The organism is Sphaerisporangium sp. NPDC051017 (genome assembly GCF_040683095.1).
Lineage (GTDB): Bacteria > Actinomycetota > Actinomycetes > Streptosporangiales > Streptosporangiaceae > Sphaerisporangium.
Window position 1 is genome coordinate 1 of record NZ_JBFBCI010000044.1, and the last position, 17,322, is coordinate 17,322.

Consider the following 17,322-nt stretch of genomic DNA (forward strand, 5'->3'; position numbering starts at 1 on the left):
CAAGGGCCTGGCAGGGGAGGGTGCCCTGCGTCGCCTGGGCGCGGGGCGTGTGGATCGGGGCCGGGTGGGGCCGGTCTTCGACCGGTCCTTGCGGCCTGTCTGGGGCGCGGCCGGGGTGATGACCGCGCGTGTTTCGAGCGTGTCCACCACCGAGCGGATCGCCATCTGCCCGGTGGTGCGGTCGGCGACGGTCTTGGCCTGGTGGGTGAGGCCGCGCGCGGCGATCCTGCGCCATGCCCCTTGATCACGGTCGCCCTGCCAGCCGCACCTCTGGCTGGGGCAGATGGCCCACTTCCAGCCCGCGACCGATGGCCGGTCGGGGGCTTTGCGGTGCCGCAGCGGCGTGAGGCACTGCGGGCAGTGCTTGGAGGTGTTGCGCGCCGGTACGGTCACCACGGCGATGCCGGCCTCGGCGGCCAGCGAGCGCGGCGACGAGGGTGGTGGCGGTGCGGACGGGGCGGGACATGCCCATGTATCCCTGTACCTTCATACGTCCTCTCCCTAGGGGGGTGTTCGGGCGAAAGATGAGGAGAACGGGAGAGTTAAGAAAGCTTCTTAACTATACTTGACCATAGGAACACCGTCGTTTGGGCGGAGTCAAGCACCTGCGGCCCGGTATTCCGCGAGACTTGTCCGCGCAGTTCAAAGCAGCAACAGGCCCCGGTACGGCCTGGCCGTACCGGGTCAGTCCTCACCCCCCGCGCGGCCGGCTAGGACGGCCAGGGCACCTGCGGCGAGTGGTAGAAGTTCACCGAGCGCGCGGACCAGCGGGGCCCCTGGGCCGCGAGCCGCACGCGGTAGTCGTCCCACGAGCGTCCCCTTGCCGGGGACCAGCCGATCTCGGCGATCCCGGGCAGGCGCGGGTAGGCCAGGTATTCGAGGTCTCGGCTCGTGCGCGCCGTCTCGGTCCAGAGCGGCGCCTCCACGCCGAGCACGTCATCCTCGCCCACCCCGGCGACCAGCCGGGCCGGATCCCACGCGTACGCGCGGCGCACGTCCACCAGCCCCGCCCAGTCCGTCCCCAGGCGCGTCCGGGCGGTGTACTTCATGTCCAGGTACGCGTGGTCGGCCGGGGCCATGACCAGCTTCACGCCCCGGCGGGCGGCCGAGCGCGCGAGCTCGGTGCCGTCCTGCCGGCCGGTCACCGGGTTCCAGTGCTCGGCGACCGAGTCCGGCGAGGGCTTGGCGTCCGCGATCTCCTCCCAGCCCATCATGCGCTTGCCGTGCCTGTGGACGATCTTCTGGACGCGGGCCACGAACGCGCGGTAGCCGGCGCGCCTGGTGCTCTTGGCCTCGTCGCCGCCGATGTCGATGTACGGGCCGGGGGTGAGCCGCGCCAGCTCGCCGATCACGTCGTCGAGGAACCGGTAGGTCACGTCCTTGCCGACGCACAGCGAGCTGAACCCGACGTCGGTTCCTGTGTACGGCCTGCGGGCCCTGCCGTCGCAGTTCAGCCGGGCGTACGAGGCCAGGGCGGCGTTGGTGTGCCCGGGGGTGTCGATCTCCGGGATGACCGTTACATAGCGGTCCTGGGCGTACTTCACGATCTCGCGGTAGTCGTTCCGCGTGTAGAAGCCGCCGCGGTCGCCGCCCACCGCCGTCCGGCCGCCCACCTCGGTCAGGCGCGGCCATTTCCCGATCGCGATCCGCCAGCCCTGGTCGTCGCTCAGGTGCAGGTGGAACATGTTGACCTTGTACGCGGCGGCCAGGTCGATGTACCGCTTGACCTGCCTCACCGTGAAGAAGTGGCGGGCGACGTCGAGCATCGCGCCGCGGTAGGCGAACCTCGGGCGGTCGGTCACCCGAGCTCCGGTGATCCGCCACGGGCCAGGCCGCCGGGACGGGCTCTCGGCCTTGGCGGGCAGGAGCTGGCGCAACGTCTGCACGCCGCGGAACAGGCCCTCGCCCGTGTCCGCCGCCAGCAGCACCCCCTTGCCCGACACCTCCAGGCGGTATCCCTCCGGGCCGAGCCCCTGCGGCGCGGTCGCGTCCAGGACGATGCCGCCGCCGGCGCCCGCGTCCTGGACGATCGGCAGGGCGTAGCCCGTGGACCGGCGCAGCAGGCGGGCCAGGTAGGAGGCGGCCCGCGCGCCGGCCCCCGACCGCACGACCACGCGCGTCGCCGAGGTCAGGGTGAACGGGTCACCGGTGGCCTCGACGCTGACGGGGGCCGGCACGAGACGGGGCGCCGCGGGGTGTGCGGCGCCGCCGTGATCGGCGGCCCTGGCCTGCCCGGGGGCGAGGCCCGCGATGACGACCGCCGCAGCGATCGGTAGTCCGAGTCGTCGGGACGGGCGCACCGCACCTCCAGGGCTTTATTAGTAAGGTTTCCTTACCTGCCTCTGCGGAGGAACCGTAAAGGCGTAGCGGCCATCCGTCAAGGTCGTGCCGTACCCGGGCGCCGCGCGCCCTAACGTGTTCCCGCGGCGCCGGGCCTTCATCCGCGCCTGCCGCGCCTGGACTTATGAGCGCCCGCGGCGTCTCGCCTTTCAGCGCCTGCGGCGCCGGGGCGGCTCGAAGAAGTTGAGCAGCCCGTCCCCCTTGCAGGTGCGGCACGCGTGGCCGCCCTCCCCCTTGCCTTCGCCCCCGCAGGTGGAACAGGCGACCACCCGGTCGAACCGGGGGTCGCGGTAGCTGTGCCGGGTCCGCCGGCGGCTGATCGCCCAGCCCTGCACCAGCGCGAACCCGTCGATCTCGGCGAAAAGCGCGTCACTGAGCTCCCAATGCCGGGCCAGTGCCTGGGCGCGGATGAGCGTCCACAGATTGGCCGTGACCCCGGCGGGACCGACGTTCATGGAGGATCGTCCTCTCGCTCCCTGATCTTCGGGTGACTTCCCGGGCCGGAACGGTGCCCCACCACCGGCCCGGCCATGACACGGCGCCGCTGAGGCGGTGCCCCGACTCCGCGCCCGCCCGGCGCGGCCTCCCCGTCCCACAGGAAGGCGCCGCCCGCGAGGGTCCGGCTCGCCGGGCGACGTCTGCTCCGTTGGGGACTAACCTTCTGTTTACCCTGGTTCGTGCTAAAGGCAACCGCCGATGGCAATTGCCAGCAAACACTCCCCTGTTCGATACCTTTGGCGTTCAACGCGTGCCAATACGTTGGCCAATACGCTGGACTGGTACCACGTAGGACCGCTGTAGACCGCTGTAGACCACTGTTGGCCGCTGACGCCCGCGACGGGCGCCGCGGCCGTTGCCCGGCCCCGCCGGCCGCCGCCCCCTGCTTCGCCACGACCTGGCGAGCACGCGGCGGACGCCCGCGCCGGCGCGACGCCAGGGAACGCCAGGGAACGCCAGGGAACGCCAGGGAACGCCAGGGAACGCCAGGAAGAGGTGAGCGCCGGTGGCCGAAGCCAACCCGACCCTGCGGCGCCGCCAGCTCGCCACGCGCCTGCGCGAGCTCCGCAAGGCCGCCCGGCTGAGCATCGAGGAGGTCGCCCACAGCCTGGAGTGCTCGCCCGCCAAGATCAGCCGCATCGAGACCGCGCGGCGCGGCGTCATCCCGCGCGACGTCCGCGACCTGTGCCAGATCTACGGCGCCGGCCAGGCCGAGACCGAGACGCTCATGCGCATGGCCCGCGAGGCCCGCCAGCCGGGCTGGTGGCAGACCTACGACGACCCGGACTTTCGCCTCTATATAGGGTTGGAAGCGGAGGCGTCCTCGATAACCATCTACGACACCTGCGCGGTGCCAGGAATACTGCAGACCTCCGACTACGCGCGGGCGATAATTCGGGCCGTTCTCCCGGAGATCGATGAAAGCGTTCTTCTGGACCGCGTCGAGACGCGCCTGAAGCGGCAGGAATTGCTACGGCAGGCGACTCCTCCCCATCACCTGGTGATTCTCGACGAATCAGTCCTTCATCGCCCCGTCGGGGGCGCGGAAGTCATGCACGATCAGTTGACACACGTCATCGAATGGGCCGAGCTCACGCACGTCACCGTTCGCGTGGTACCTTTCAGCGTTGGAGCGCACATGGGATTCAACAGCGCTTTCACACTGCTGGAAATGGACGACCCGACCGTGTCGGACGTCGCCTACGTCGAGTCCATCACCCGGGCGGACTACCTGGAGAAGCCGGCCGAGTTGGCGGTGTGCCGGGAGGCCATCCGCCAACTGAAGGCACTCGCGCTGGATCCCGAGGCATCGGTGCTTCGTATCGCCGAAGTAAACCAGAACTACGCTAGTTGATCAAGCGGCACGGCGGCGTCCCCACCAAGGATCTTGGGATGGGATACTGCGAGGGGTGGACCACCGACCATCGGTGGCCATGTCACACCCAACACCGCCAGAGGAATCAATGAGGTTCTCGTCAGCCGCGTATTTTCCTGCGGTCGAGTGGCGTACGGCCGCTCGTTGCACCACCAAGAATTGCGTCGAGGTCGCGATCACGGACGGGATGATAGCCGTGCGTGACTCGAAGGACCCCGCCAACCCCGCCCTGCTCTACACAGAGAGCGAGTGGCAGGTTTTCATCGACGGCGCCAAGAACGGCGAGTTCGATGTCCAGAGTCTCAAAAAGGGGCCCAGCGAGAAGTGAGCGACGCCGGGGTGGGTCAGAACGGCCCACCCCGGCCTCTGCCGAAGCGCTTCTCATCGCCGCCCTCATTCCATAGATCACCCCAGCGGCGCAGAGCGCCAAGGTGAGGCCGCGCATGACGTGGAGAAGCGGCCGGGACCCCGGCTGTGAGCCGGCCTTCCCGCCGCCGGGCGCCGGGGCCGGCGGGGCCGGCTTCGTGTACTCCTCATCGAGGATACGCAGGAATTCGCGATCACTTCGCGTGATCATGGACATCTCCCGATAAGGGCGGGCGCGCCCTCACCGATCACGCATCATGCGATCGGAGAACATCGCCGCGAAGCCCTCCTCACGCATAGAAGATTCGGAGATCACCCCCGATCCGTATCCCATGCGATGGTAGTTCATCACCGTCATCGCGAAAAATTGCCGCCTCGCGGCCATAGGGTCCGCATCGCCGGAAATTCCGAGCACCGGCATGTACCACTCCGGCTTTTTCCATCGCCATCGTCGTGAGCTCCAACCGACCGCCGTCAGCACGACCATCGTCCATCGCACTTTCATTTCACTCGCCTTCGTCGAAGCCTTGCTCGGGCGTGAGTTCCGTGGCCGTCCCCGCGGACGCGAAATGCTGGACGGAGCCGCACCTTCCCGGGACGGCGGCGAGAAAGTGTGAGAGGATTCTCCGCGTCGACGCCATCACGTATCATGGCGATTCTCTCACCGAATGCCAGAGAACGGAGCGGCTTTCGGCCCCGTCCACCCGACGGCCACCGGCAGAACCGGGTGGCACCGCGTCGCGGGTCCGCTCGGCCCGGAATGGTCTGCTGGCGGGCAGATGGGTGGCCGGATGCCTTCACCCCCCCACAAGCTCTCCCCGGAGGAAACCAAGAATGGGCGGATTCAGGAAGTTCCTGATGCGCGGCAATATCGTCGAGCTGGCCGTGGCGGTCGTGGTCGGCGCCACGTTCAGCGGGCTGGTCGAGGCGATGGTCGCCGACCTGATCACCCCGCTGATCGCCGCCGTCACGGGCGGCCGCCAGCCGGACTTCTCGCAGTACAAGTTCGTGGTGAACGGCGCCGAGTTCAAGTACGGCGATTTCGTGAACCACCTGCTGACGTTCCTGATCATCGCCGCCGTCATCTACTGGCTCGTCGTGATGCCGATGACGCGGCTGATCGCCTTCTTCGACCGCGACAAGAAGGCGACCGAGAAGCAGTGCCCGCAGTGTCTCAGCGACATCCCGGTGGACGCCCGCCGCTGCGCCTTCTGCACCGCCGAACTGCAGTCCGTGCCGGCCGGCGACCGCCCGCCCGCCTGACGCGGGGCCGGAGCGCCCGGCCCGCGGGCCCGGAGCGTGAGGGAGGTGCCGCCGAGGCGGGCCGGAGATCGATCTCCAGCCTGTTCCCGGCGGCACCTTTCGCTCTTCGGCGCAGACCTCCAGCCTCGCCCAGGACAGGAACTCGCTGAACGGCAAGATCCTGCGGATGACCACCACCGGCGCCCCGGCCCCGGGCAACCCGTTCGGCACGCTGGTGTACTCCATGGGACACCGCAACCCGCAGGGCCTGGCGTTCGACCGGAACGGCCGACTGTGGGAGGCGGAGTTCGGTAACAGCTCGCAGGACGAGCTCAACCTGATCAAGCCGGGCGCCAACTATGGCTGGCCGACCTGTGAGGGTACGTGCAGCGTGGCCGGCATGATGAACCCGAAGGCGTCCTGGCCGGTCGCGCAGGCCTCGCCGAGCGGCATCGCGATCATCAGGAACGTGGTCTACATGGGCGCGCTGCGCGGAGAGCGGCTCTGGCGGATCCCGATCAACGGCGACACCGAGTCGGTCGGCACCTCCACCGCGTACTACGTCGGCGCCTACGGGCGGACGGTCACCAAGGTGCCGAACGCCGACCAGCTCTGGATGTCGACCACCAACGCCGACAACAACGGCGGCGGCGGTCCCGGCTCGGACCAGATCTTCCGGATCACCATCTCCTAGCCCGCGCTCCCGCTCGCGCCGGGTACGGCCGCCCGCCGTACCCGGTGCCTTCCCGTCCGGAATAGCCCTCGTCCGGCCTGGGTTGTCCGATGGTGTGAGCGATCAGATCCGTGGCGTGGCCCGCGGCGAGTCCGGCGTCCCCCTGTCGATCCTGGACCTGGCCACCGTGGGCGCGGGTGACACGCCCGCCGATGCCCTCCGCACGACGACCGAACTGGCCCGGCGGGCCGAGGGCTGGGGCTACCACCGGTTCTGGGTGGCCGAGCACCACGGGATGCCCAGCGTCGCCAGCTCGTCCCCGGCCGTGATCCTCGCTCACCTCGGCGCCAACACCCGCAGCATCCGGCTCGGCTCGGGCGGCGTGATGCTGCCGAACCACGCGCCGATCATCGTGGCCGAGCAGTTCGGCACCCTCCACGCCCTGCATCCGGGGCGTATCGACCTCGGCCTCGGCCGCGCCCCCGGCACCGACCAGGCGACCGCACGCGCGCTGCGCCGCAGGGCCACCCCGGACGCCGACGACTTTCCCGAGCAGCTCGCCGAGCTGATCGCCTTCCTGGACGACACCTACGACCCCCACGGGTTCGACGACCCGCGCATGCGGATCCGGGCGATCCCCGGCGAGGCCGGCGCTCCCGGCTCGGGACGCCCGCCGATCTGGCTGCTCGGCTCCAGCGGGTTCAGCGCGGGGCTGGCGGCGCTGCTCGGCCTGCCCTTCGCGTTCGCCCACCACTTCAGCTCCGCCAACACGATCCCCGCGCTGGAGCTCTACCGCTCGCGGTTCGAGCCGTCCGAGGTGCTGGACAAGCCGTACGCGCTGATCGGCGTGAGCGCGGTGGCGGCGGACACCGGGGAGGAGGCGCTGCGGCGGGCGCGCACCGGAGCCCTCGGCATGCTGCGCCTGCGTCGCGGCATGCCGACCCCGCTGCCCACGCCCGAGGAGGCGGAGGCGTACCCCTACAGCCCGATCGAGGAGCAGTTCGTCCAGGAGTGGCTCGGCAACGTGGTGCACGGTGACCCGGCGACGGTCCGCGCGGGCCTGGACGCGCTGCGCGAGCGCACCGGCGCGGACGAGCTGATGATCACCACCGGCGTGCACGGCGGCGAGGCCCGGCTGCGGTCCTTCGAGCTGATCGCTGAGGCGTACGGCATGATCGGGGGCGGTGCGGCCGAGGGCGCCCGCGCATAACACCCTGGTAACGCCGGCGGCCGCGCGGGGGGCGTCACGACGCGGAATGGGGGGCCCGAGGCGGGGGCTGAGCTGCCCGACCGGCGGTCGGGCAGTGATCACCGGCGGGGATGCGCGGGTGGGGCCGGAGGTCTCCCAACCTCCACCAATCTCTGACAGGGACCTTTCTTCGCCTGGAATATGTCCGTAACATCGCCTCCAGATCCGCGCGGAACACTTACTGGAAACATCTGTTGACACGGAAGAAACACTGTTATTGTAGTGGGAGCGCTCCCACACCTTCGCGATAAACCCCCTAAGCGGAGGAAGCCGGATGGCTGACCAGCCCACCCTCGCCCAGGTAGCAGCCGAAGCAGGGGTCTCCCCCGCCACGGCATCACGGGTTCTCACCGGCTCGGTCCGAGTGAGCACCTCGACGCGCCGCCAGGTCCACGACGCCATGTCGCGACTCGGTTACGTACGGCATCGAGCGCCTCGGGGCACGTCGGCGCGACGCTCCGACCAGCTCGTCGCCGCGGTGATCTGCGAGCACACCCCGCGCATCTTCTCCGAACCCTTCTACGCGCGGTTCCTGTCCGCCGCGGACGAGGTGTTCAACGCCTACGGTGTGCCGTTCGTCGTGATGACCGCCACACCCGCCACCTCCACCATCGCCGCGCCCCCGCTCGTCACCGGATCCTTCGACGGCGTCCTGCTCGCCGGAGCCAGGGAACGACATCCTCTGGCGATCACCCTCGCCGCCTCGGGAGTCCCGGTGCGCAGCGCCGGGCGGCCCCCGGACGGCGTCGACCTGCCCTACGCCGACATGGACAACCGCGACGGCGCCCGCCAGGCGGCCGAGCACCTGCTGCTGACCGACCGGCGGAACATCACGGTGATCGCGGGCCCGCCCACGCTCCCGGGCGCCCGCGACCGCCTCGACGGATTCCTGCGGACGCTGCACGCGGCCGGGATGACCGACGTCCCGGTGGCCTACGGCGACTTCAGCCACGCCTCGGGCGCGCACGCCATGCAGTGGCTCCTGCAACGCTCCCCTCATCTCGACGCCGTCTTCGCCGCCTCCGACCCGATGGCGGCCGGAGCCCTCCAGGCGCTCCGGCGCTCCGGGCGGCGCGTGCCCGACGACGTGGCCGTCATCGGGTTCGACGACGCCCCGCTCGCCCGGCACACCTCCCCCACGCTCACCACGGTCCGCCAGCCGGTCGAGGAACTCGCCGTCCTCACGGCCAGGATGCTGCTCATGGCGATCGCCTCCGAGGACGAGGTCCCGCGCGGCAATCCGATCCTGCCCACGGAGCTGGTGGTCCGTGAATCCGCATGACTCGGGGGCCATGCGGGAGGGCGATGTGCTCACGCGCCGGTACCGGCTCGTGGAACAGATCGCCTCGGGAGGGATGTCCGCCATCTGGCGGGCGTTCGACCAGTCCCTGCACCGCACCGTCGCGATCAAGGTGCTGGACGGGAGCCTCGGCGGCGACCACGGCGGGCGCGAGCTCATCCGCCGGGAGGCGCGGGCGACCGCCCGCCTGATCCACCCCGACGCGATCGAGGTGTACGACTACGGCGAGACGGTCACCGCGCGCGGGCGCCTCGCGGCGTACGTCGTGATGCGCCTGCTGGACGGGCGGCCCCTGTCCGAGCGGATCACGGAGGGGCCGCTGCCCTGGCGCGAGGCCGCGGCGATCGGCGCCCGGGTGGCGACGGTGCTCGCGGCCGCCCACCAGCGCGGGATCGTCCACCGCGACGTCACCGCCGAGAACGTCCTGCTCACGCCAGAAGGCGCCAAGCTGCTGGACTTCGGGATCGCGGCGTTCGTCGGCGAGCCGGTCGACCAGCGGCTCGCCGACTTCGGCACGCCGCCGTACGTCGCGCCCGAGCGGCTGACCGGCGCCAGCGTGCATCCGGCCGTCGACGTGTACGCGCTCGGCGTGCTCCTGTACGAGATGCTCACCGGGGTCCCGCCCTACCCCGAGACCACCTGGGAGGCCGTCGAGGCGGCGGACCGCGGCGGGCCGCCGCCCGCGCCCTCCGGCGTCCCCGGACTGCCCTCCGAGATCGCCGCGCTGTGCGCGGGCTGCCTGGCCGAGAACCCCGCCGAGCGGCCCGGCGCGCAGCATGTGGCCGACGTCCTCACCGCGGCGCTGAACGCCCCCGCGATCCCGGGGCAGGAGACCGCCCTGTGGATCCGGCGGATGCGCAGGGCCTCCATCGCGGCGGCGGCCCTGTCGGCGTGGACCGCCGCCCTTCTCTGGATTAATCCGGATCTGTCGCCGCCCACCGCGGCCGTCGACACTCATCCCACCGGCGCCGCCACCCCCGGCGGCGCGTCCGCGCAGGGCCCGGACACCACGCGGACCTCGCCGCCCCTTCCCAAGCGAACCGCCCATTCCGCCCCCTCTGCCGCCCCCTCTGCCGACACCGCCGACACCGCCGCCATGCCGCGCACCACACCGACCCACGCCGCACCGCCGGAGACGGCCCTGACGGATTCGGTCCCCACCCCGCGCACGGTCCTGATGATTCCCACGACGCCGGCCACGCGCGGCGGCGAGACGGATGCCGAGCCCGCGGCCGACCTGGTTCCGACCCTCGCCCAGGCGGTGGGCCGGTTCGACGCGGCCGTCTCGGCCGGAGAGGTCGCCGGGGACATCCGCGCCGACGTCGCGCTCGACCTGCGCCAGGTCGTGCGCAACCTGCTCAACGGCCCGGCCAGGGCCGACGGACTGATGGACGTCCGCAGAAAACTCGAGGACCGCAGCCGCGAGGGGGCGCTCTCGCCAGGCCAGAGGCAGAAACTGGAGCACGACCTGAACATGATCGACACCGCTCTCCGGCACGCCTCCTGAGGCTCGTCCGGACGGCCGTTTCGCCGGTCCGATATCTCATGGCATACGCGGCGATACCGCGGAAAGCTCTTGCCTCCGGCAGTTGACGCGACGCCCTCGGAAAATTCATCAATGCGGCGGATGGGAGCGCAATCCCGGGAGCCTCGAACATCACCTGCGCGTGATCTCGCCCGGCGCGTGAGCGGCGCCGGTAGTGATCCGAGGGCGCGTCACCCGTGGTGACGCACCCTTTTCTGTGCGGCGCGTGCCGGCGCGCGGATGCACGCCGTCCCTCCGGTCTCCTCGACGCGCTCCTCGACGGCGCGCGGTGACCGCTTTGGCATGAGTCCGCCCCGGCGCCGCGCCCGAGGGACGATCGCCGCGAACCATCACTCGGACGCGCTGAACTGGCGGTTCCCGCCCGATAAACACCCGGGACAATACCGGCGAAAAGCAATTCGTTCTCGCGGCAGACCATCACTGGGCGGACATTTCTAGCTTGTCTGAATATGGGGCTTGATTCAAAATTTCCGCATGTCGCATGACGATGGCGACCCCATCGCTAAGTACCGTGGGATCTCGGGATGCATTATCGATAATGCGTTTTCGCTTAGCGATGGCAACAGCAAAGGACCGCTTCATGAATCATGCCAGTCGGCCTCGCGTCGGGGCGCGACATATCATTCGTTCCTTGCTGGCGGCGGCTCTCACGGCGACCGTCGCGGCGTGGGTCGTCGCCGCGGCGCCCGGTGCCGGCGCGGCGGCACAGCCGATACCGGTGCCTCTCGGCGCGGCCGCCGAATTCGCGGTTCTGGCCGGCGCCTCGGTGACCAACACCGGCACCTCGACCGTCACCGGCGACATCGGCGTCAGCCCCGGGACGTCGGTCACGGGCTTCATGCCGCCGAGCATCGTGAACGGCGTCATCCACCACAACGACGCCGCCGCCATCGCGGCGCAGGCCGGCCTGGCCACGGCGTTCGCCAACGTCACGGCCCGGCCGCTGACCAACCCGATCGCCGAGGCGCTCGGCGGCCAGACGCTGACCCCGGGCTTGTACGCCACCGCCGCGGGCGCGCTCACGCTCGGCGGCACCCTGACGCTGAACGCCCAGGGAGACCCGAACGCGGTCTTCATCATCCGCGGCACCGGTCTCTCCGTCGCCACGGGCGCCACGGTCGCGCTGACCGGCGGCGCGCGCCCGTGCAACGTGTTCTTCGCGCTCACCGGCCCGGTGTCGCTCGGCTCGGGGGCCACCCTGCGCGGCAACCTGCTGGTGGTCCCGACCACCGCGGGCACCGTCACCGTCGGCCCGAACGCCACCATCGAAGGCCGGGTGCTCGTCGGCCTGCTCGGCACGGTGGCCGTCAACGCGTCCACGATCACGCGGCCGCTGGGCTGCGCGGACCGCAGGCCGACCACCACCACGGTGGTCTCGTCCTGCACCAAGCACGGCAAGCAGGGTCCGATGACCCTCACCGCGACGGTGCGCGCGGCCGAGGGACCGGTGACGAACGGCCGCGTCGTGTTCACCCGCGACGGCATCGAGATCGGCACGGCCACCCTCGACGCCGCCGGGCACGCGACGCTGACGAACCCGGGCGTTCCCGTGGGCACACACCGGATCGACGCCCGGTTCACCGGGACCACCGAGTTCGACCCGAGCGCCGCACAGCCGCTGAGCGTGACGGCCGGCCCCAACGGGACCTGCCCGGAGGAGGAGTGCGAGGAGGAGTGCGAGGAGGAGTGCGAGGAGGACGAGGAGGAGGAGGAAAAGGGCGAGAAGGACGAGAAGGGCGAGGTCAAGCAGGTCCACGACAGGAAGCGCCGGCACCACGTGCGCGATGACCGCCACCACCGTGACGACCACGGCAAGCTCGTGACGCTGCAGAACCTGCACACGCTGCACGGCTTCTTCAACGAGGGCGGCCACCATGGGCACCGTGGCCACCACGGCGCGGGGCACCACCACCACGGCTACAAGCCGCACCACAAGCCGTACGAGAAGCACTTCAAGCCGCACTACAAGCCCCGCTACCACAAGCACTACCAGGCACCGCGTCCGCGCGTCGCCGTCACCGGGTGACATGACGCCGGGAACGCACGGGGCCCGTCCGATCCTCTCGGACGGGCCCCTCGACGTACTGGTGACTTCGCTACAGGTGACCGCCGCGTCTTCCCGGAACGCGCGGCCCGCCTCGGAGGCTAGGTTCCGGGCGCGTCCCCGGGAACCGCGGCACCGGACGGGGCGGACGGGGCGCCCTCTCCGCGGCGGCGGGCGAACTCCTCCTCCAGTTCGCGGGTGCGGGACGCGAAGTCGTCCACGGCGTCCTCGGAACCGCACAGCAGCGTCTCCATCCAGGACTTCTCGAGCTCACGGAGCTCGTCGCGCAGATCTCGCACGCTCAGGTTTCTCGGATCGGCTCTGTTCATGACTCCACCCTCCACCCGCACCCCCGATTCCGTCACCCCATAACAAAGCGGGATATCTCACACTGTCACCGCCGCCCGGTGACGCCCCGGAGCGGACGGGACGGCAGGTCGGAGACGGGGCAGGGGAGCGCGGGACGGCCTTGCCGACACTGTCGCCGGAGGGGTGAAACTTTCAGCTCGCCGGTCCGCCCGGCCGGCCGGCCGGGCGGTGAACGGGCAGGCAGGGACGGAGGGGCGCGTCAACAACGCGGAATCAGCCGGACGTGTCATTGACATATTCGGCCCGCCCACCAGAATCCGATGTGGGAGCGCTCCCATCGTACAGACACTTCCGCTTGACCCCGGTGCGACCCAGGACGTGCCGACCCCCGTACCGTCCATCGCATTCTCACCTTGGAGTACGTCCAGCATGTCAACATCATCGTTCGGAGCGGGAGCGCTCCCACGTTCACGGGCGAAACGGCGTGGCGTGTGGGTGGCGCTCGTCGGCCTGGCGGCCGGCCTCCTCACCGTCGTGGCCTCCTCCCCTGCCTCGGCGGCCGTCGCCTGCTCGGTGGACTACACGACCAGCGACTGGAACAACGGCTTCACCGGCGCCGTGAAGATCACGAACAACGGTGACGCCTGGACCAACTGGACGCTGCGCTTCGCCTTCCCCGGCGGCCAGCAGGTCACCCAGGGGTGGAGCGCCGACTGGTCGCAGACCGGCGCCAACGTCACCGCCACCAACCTGAGCTGGAACGGCAACCTGGGCACCGGCCAGTCGACGAACATCGGCTTCAACGGATCCCACACCGGCACCAACCCCAAGCCGACGTCGTTCTCGATCAACGGCGTGGTCTGCACCGGCGGCACCCCGACCAACCAGCCGCCGACCGTCGCGCTGACGTCGCCGACCGCGGGCCAGACCTTCACCGCGCCCGCCACGGTCAACCTGGCCGCGAACGCCGCCGACTCCGACGGCACGGTCTCCAAGGTGGAGTTCTACAACGGCACCACGCTGCTCGGCACCGACACCACCGCGCCGTACACCTACAGTTGGACCGGCGTCGCGGCGGGCGACTACTCGCTGACCGCGAAGGCGACCGACAACGCCGGCGCCACGACCACCTCCAGCCCGGTGGGCATCACGGTGTCCGGCACCACGGCCCAGGCCATCGTGGTCAGCCCGACCACGCTGGTCGTCCCCGAGGGCGGCACCGCGTCGTACGGGGTCAAGCTGTCCAAGGCCCCCACGGCCAACGTGACGGTGACGACGGCCAAGGCGGCGGGCGGCGACCCGGACCTCACCGTGCAGTCCGGCGGCACGCTGACCTTCACGCCCGCCAACTGGAACACGACGCAGCCCGTGACCATCGCCGCGGCCGAGGACGCCGACACGGCGGCCGGCACGGCGACGTTCACCTCCACCGCGACCGGCTGGACCTCCGCCTCGCTGGTGGCCACCGAGGCCGACAACGACGGCTCGGGCGGCAACAACGAGTACATCCAGCGGTTCACCACGATGTACAACAAGCTGCACGACCCGGCCAACGGCTACTTCTCGCCGCAGGGCGTCCCGTACCACTCGGTCGAGACGCTGATGGTCGAGGCTCCCGACCACGGGCACGAGACGACCTCGGAGGCGTTCAGCTACTACCTGTGGCTGGAGGCGGTGTACGGCCAGGTCACCGGCACGTGGCAGCGGTTCAATGACGCGTGGGGGATCATGGAGAGGTACATCATCCCCTCCACGGCCGACCAGCCGACCAACTCCTTCTACAACCCGTCCAAGCCCGCGACCTACGCCGGCGAGTGGGACGACATCCGGCAGTACCCGTCCCGCCTCGACGGCGGTGTGTCGGTCGGCGCCGATCCGCTCGCCAACGAGCTGAAGTCCGCCTACGGCACCGGCGACATCTACGGCATGCACTGGCTGCTGGACGTCGACAACACCTACGGCTACGGCCGCTGCGGCGACGGCACCACCAAGCCCGCCTACATCAACACCTACCAGCGCGGCCCCGAGGAGTCGGTGTTCGAGACCGTTCCCCAGCCGTCCTGCGACACCTTCAGGTTCGGCGGCCCGAACGGCTACCTGGACCTGTTCACCGGTGACAGCTCCTACGCCAAGCAGTGGAAGTACACCAACGCCCCCGACGCCGACGCGCGCGCCGTCCAGGCCGCGTACTGGGCGTACACGTGGGCGAAGGCGCAGGGCAAGGAGTCGCAGATCTCCGCCACGGTCGCGAAGGCCGCGAAGATGGGCGACTACCTGCGCTACGCGATGTACGACAAGTACTTCAAGAAGCAGGGCTGCACCAGCACGTCCTGCGCGGCCGGGACCGGCAAGGACAGCTCGGCCTACCTGCTGTCGTGGTACTACGCCTGGGGCGGCGCGAACGACTCCTCCGCCGGGTGGGCCTGGCGCATCGGCTCCAGCCACAACCACTCCGGGTACCAGAACCCGCTCGCGGCCTGGGCGCTGTCCAACGTGGACGTGCTCAAGCCCAAGAGCCCGACCGCCGTCACCGACTGGAGCACCAGCCTGACGCGGCAGCTCGAGTTCTACCAGTGGCTGCAGTCCGCCGAAGGCGCCATCGCGGGCGGCGCGACCAACAGCTGGCAGGGTCACTACGCGGCCCCGCCGGCCGGCACGCCGACCTTCTACGGCATGGCCTACGACTGGCAGCCCGTCTACCACGACCCGCCGTCCAACCAGTGGTTCGGCTTCCAGGCGTGGTCGATGGAGCGCGTGGCCGAGTACTACTACGCCACGGGCAACGCCACCGCCAAGTCCATCCTGGACAAGTGGGTGGCCTGGGCCATGGCCAACACCACGGTGAACGCGAACGGCACCTACCAGATCCCCTCGACGCTGCGGTGGACCGGCCAGCCGAACACCTGGACGAACCCGCCGACGCCGAACACGGGGCTGCACGTCACGATCGCCGACTACACCAACGACGTCGGCGTGGCCGGGGCGTACGCCAAGGTGCTCATGTACTACGCCGCCAAGGCCAACAACACGGCGGCGAAGAACATGGCCAAGGCGCTGCTCGACGGCGTCTGGGCCAACAACCAGGACGCCAAGGGCGTGTCGGTGCCGGAGACCAAGGCCGACTACGACCGCCTCGACGACCCGATCTACATCCCCGCCGGCTGGACCGGCAAGATGCCGAACGGCGACACGATCAACTCCAGCTCGACCTTCATCTCGATCCGGTCGTGGTACCGCAACGACCCGGACTGGCCGAAGGTCCAGGCCTACCTGAACGGCACGGGCCCTGCCCCGACGTTCAACTACCACCGTTTCTGGGCGCAGGTCGACGTCGCGGTCGCCCTCGCCGAGTACGGCCGGCTGTTCCCCTGATCCACCCGGACGCGGCGACGCCTGAGTGACGCCGCCGCGTCCGGGCCGGGTGCGGGGTGTGGTGGGCCCGACCCCCACCGCATCCCGCACCTTCCCCCCGCGAACGCGGTCCCGGCCACGGTGACCTGCACGCCCGCCTGACCTTCCAGACGTGGTCTCGAAACGCCCTGGGAGCGCGAGACCACAGCCCGGCCGGGCCTTTCAAGCGGGCCCGGCCGGGCACCCCCACGTCCGCGTCATCGCCCGGCCTGGCCCGCGTGCCCCGGGCGGGGGCCAGGCCCGCCGCCGGCACGGCGATGAACGGACAGTGATCGCCGCATTCTCGCCATACAGCACTATGCGTGACATTTCATCAAACCCGCGCATCCTGCGATGACCCGATCAGAATGAAGAGGGCGGACATCGACCAGGGAACGGGGGTTCCACGTGCGGCGATCCGTCCGGCTGGCGGCCGCGGCGGCCGTCCTCACCCTCGCGGCGGGGTCGGCGCCCCTGGTCGTCGCCAACGAGCCGAACCGGGTGGTGGCCATCGCCCAGGCCATCCTCAACGGGCAGGAACAGAGCCGGTGGAAGGGCGGGGCGATCCCGTACGTCTGGGGCGGCGGGCACGACACGCTGCCCGGCCCATCCCTCGGCACCTGCCAGGGCTACCACGGGTCCATCCGGCCGTGCCCGGCCGACACCACCGTCGGCCTGGACTGCTCGGGGCTGGCCCGGTGGGTGTACAACCTCGCCTACAAGCAGGACGTCCTCGGCGGCGGGACCACCGACGACCACATCCGGCGCATGCGGAGGATCCCCGCCAAGGCGGCCCGCCCCGGCGACCTGGTCTTCTACGGCAAGGTGCGCAAGCGGACCGTCCGGACGCACCACGTCGGCATCTACATCGGCGGCGGGAAGATGATCAACGCGCTGCGCACGGGCACCACGATCCGCACCGACCGCGTCACCGTCCTGCCCGACCTCGCCGGGTACTACCGGTACGAGGACTGACCGCTCCCCGCGGCC

General features: G+C 70.4%; 15 protein-coding genes. 10 read left to right on the forward strand and 5 right to left on the reverse strand.

The genetic code is table 11. The features are described from left to right. The 3 genes from AB0M95_RS28600 to AB0M95_RS28610 all read right to left on the reverse strand — a co-directional run. On the reverse strand, positions 1-420 hold a 420-nt coding region (locus AB0M95_RS28600; protein WP_363771042.1), incomplete at its 3' end, for a zinc ribbon domain-containing protein. A 290-nt stretch (positions 421-710) separates the two neighbouring features. Continuing rightward, positions 711-2,300 carry a beta-N-acetylhexosaminidase gene (locus tag AB0M95_RS28605; protein WP_363770892.1) on the reverse strand — a complete coding sequence of 530 codons (1,590 nt, stop codon included), beginning with the start codon at positions 2,298-2,300 and terminating at the stop codon, positions 711-713. Between the two features lie 189 nt (positions 2,301-2,489). Continuing rightward, positions 2,490-2,795 carry a hypothetical protein gene (locus tag AB0M95_RS28610; protein WP_363770895.1) on the reverse strand — a complete coding sequence of 102 codons (306 nt, stop codon included), beginning with the start codon at positions 2,793-2,795 and terminating at the stop codon, positions 2,490-2,492. A 548-nt stretch (positions 2,796-3,343) separates the two neighbouring features. On the opposite strand from AB0M95_RS28610, the gene AB0M95_RS28615 reads away from it, so the two are divergent. After that, the gene (locus AB0M95_RS28615; protein WP_363770898.1) at positions 3,344-4,192 is read left to right on the forward strand and encodes a helix-turn-helix transcriptional regulator; all 849 of its coding nucleotides are present in this window, start codon (positions 3,344-3,346) and stop codon (positions 4,190-4,192) included. Between the two features lie 109 nt (positions 4,193-4,301). Then, the gene (locus AB0M95_RS28620; protein WP_363770901.1) at positions 4,302-4,541 is read left to right on the forward strand and encodes a DUF397 domain-containing protein; all 240 of its coding nucleotides are present in this window, start codon (positions 4,302-4,304) and stop codon (positions 4,539-4,541) included. 279 nt (positions 4,542-4,820) lie between these two features. On the opposite strand, the gene AB0M95_RS28625 is transcribed toward AB0M95_RS28620, so the two are convergent. Next, complete coding sequence (locus AB0M95_RS28625; protein WP_363770904.1) at positions 4,821-5,066, reverse strand: hypothetical protein; 246 nt, start codon at positions 5,064-5,066, stop codon at positions 4,821-4,823. A 347-nt stretch (positions 5,067-5,413) separates the two neighbouring features. Between AB0M95_RS28625 and mscL the strand changes: the two genes are divergently transcribed. The 6 genes from mscL to AB0M95_RS28655 all read left to right on the forward strand — a co-directional run bounded on the left by mscL (position 5,414) and on the right by AB0M95_RS28655 (position 12,615). Then, positions 5,414-5,842 carry a large conductance mechanosensitive channel protein MscL gene (mscL, locus tag AB0M95_RS28630; RefSeq protein WP_363770907.1) on the forward strand — a complete coding sequence of 143 codons (429 nt, stop codon included), beginning with the start codon at positions 5,414-5,416 and terminating at the stop codon, positions 5,840-5,842. Between the two features lie 67 nt (positions 5,843-5,909). Then, a complete protein-coding gene (locus tag AB0M95_RS28635) occupies positions 5,910-6,515 on the forward strand; it encodes a PQQ-dependent sugar dehydrogenase (RefSeq protein ID WP_363771045.1) in 606 nt (201 codons plus the stop codon). A gap of 94 nt (positions 6,516-6,609) precedes the next feature. Then, positions 6,610-7,704 carry an LLM class flavin-dependent oxidoreductase gene (locus AB0M95_RS28640; RefSeq protein ID WP_363770910.1) on the forward strand — a complete coding sequence of 365 codons (1,095 nt, stop codon included), beginning with the start codon at positions 6,610-6,612 and terminating at the stop codon, positions 7,702-7,704. A gap of 313 nt (positions 7,705-8,017) precedes the next feature. Continuing rightward, entirely contained in the window at positions 8,018-9,025 is a 1,008-nt protein-coding gene (locus AB0M95_RS28645) for a LacI family DNA-binding transcriptional regulator (RefSeq protein ID WP_358516012.1), read from the forward strand. Next, a complete protein-coding gene (locus tag AB0M95_RS28650) occupies positions 9,012-10,550 on the forward strand; it encodes a protein kinase (RefSeq protein WP_363770914.1) in 1,539 nt (512 codons plus the stop codon). The genes AB0M95_RS28645 and AB0M95_RS28650 overlap by 14 nt, the downstream gene beginning before the upstream one ends. 670 nt (positions 10,551-11,220) lie before the next feature. After that, the gene (locus AB0M95_RS28655; protein WP_363770917.1) at positions 11,221-12,615 is read left to right on the forward strand and encodes an ice-binding family protein; all 1,395 of its coding nucleotides are present in this window, start codon (positions 11,221-11,223) and stop codon (positions 12,613-12,615) included. A 119-nt stretch (positions 12,616-12,734) separates the two neighbouring features. Here AB0M95_RS28655 and AB0M95_RS28660 read toward each other — a convergent pair whose 3' ends face one another. Then, positions 12,735-12,962 (reverse strand): DUF6158 family protein, encoded by a 228-nt coding sequence (locus AB0M95_RS28660; RefSeq protein WP_363770920.1) that lies wholly within the window; start codon positions 12,960-12,962, stop codon positions 12,735-12,737. 475 nt (positions 12,963-13,437) lie between these two features. On the opposite strand from AB0M95_RS28660, the gene AB0M95_RS28665 reads away from it, so the two are divergent. Further along, positions 13,438-16,314, forward strand: a complete 2,877-nt coding sequence (locus tag AB0M95_RS28665) for a glycoside hydrolase family 48 protein (protein WP_363770923.1) — start codon at positions 13,438-13,440, stop codon at positions 16,312-16,314. 426 nt (positions 16,315-16,740) lie between these two features. Continuing rightward, the gene (locus tag AB0M95_RS28670; protein WP_363770926.1) at positions 16,741-17,307 is read left to right on the forward strand and encodes an NlpC/P60 family protein; all 567 of its coding nucleotides are present in this window, start codon (positions 16,741-16,743) and stop codon (positions 17,305-17,307) included. Positions 17,308-17,322 lie beyond the last annotated feature (15 nt).

What these genes read in the sequence shown, in the direction of transcription:
- AB0M95_RS28610 (WP_363770895.1), bottom strand. Translation starts at nt 2,795, where the DNA reads ATGAACGTCGGTCCCGCCGGGGTCACGGCCAATCTGTGGACGCTCATC.
- AB0M95_RS28645 (WP_358516012.1), top strand. Translation starts at nt 8,018, where the DNA reads ATGGCTGACCAGCCCACCCTCGCCCAGGTAGCAGCCGAAGCAGGGGTC.
- AB0M95_RS28660 (WP_363770920.1), bottom strand. Translation starts at nt 12,962, where the DNA reads ATGAACAGAGCCGATCCGAGAAACCTGAGCGTGCGAGATCTGCGCGAC.
- mscL (WP_363770907.1), top strand. Translation starts at nt 5,414, where the DNA reads ATGGGCGGATTCAGGAAGTTCCTGATGCGCGGCAATATCGTCGAGCTG.
- AB0M95_RS28620 (WP_363770901.1), top strand. Translation starts at nt 4,302, where the DNA reads ATGAGGTTCTCGTCAGCCGCGTATTTTCCTGCGGTCGAGTGGCGTACG.
- AB0M95_RS28625 (WP_363770904.1), bottom strand. Translation starts at nt 5,066, where the DNA reads ATGGTCGTGCTGACGGCGGTCGGTTGGAGCTCACGACGATGGCGATGG.